We start from the raw sequence: 337 nt of genomic DNA on the forward strand, positions 1-337 counted from the left end.
TATTCCAGTTTCTTGATGAAGCCATGCCAGCCCGCATCGCCGATAGCGCGAGCCAGCCTGGGATTCTTCATCATGTTGGCCGATTTCAGCGTCTCAACAATTATCGCTTGGTTTTCGTCAACCATTGTTCGGGAGAGTTTGTGTTGAAAATCGGCGCGAGCATTCGCTACCCGCTCGTGTACGGCGGCAAGCCTCTGTCGTGCTTTACGGCGGTTGGCGCTGCCTTTTTGTTTCCGGGAGAGGGCCTTCTGTTTACGCCTCAGATTACGGCCGGCATTGATAAGATGACGGGGATTGGCCATCTTATCTCCGCTGGATTTGATAGCGTAGTGAGATA

General features: G+C 52.8%; 1 protein-coding gene. It reads right to left on the reverse strand.

Annotation, left to right across the window (positions count from 1 at the left end; translation table 11 throughout):
• Positions 1 to 337: RNA-guided endonuclease InsQ/TnpB family protein (locus EAE93_RS24120; protein WP_214040749.1), on the reverse strand; the 337-nt coding region annotated here is incomplete at both ends.

It is taken from the genome of Photorhabdus akhurstii (genome assembly GCF_018448925.1).
Taxonomy (GTDB): Bacteria; Pseudomonadota; Gammaproteobacteria; order Enterobacterales; family Enterobacteriaceae; genus Photorhabdus; species Photorhabdus akhurstii.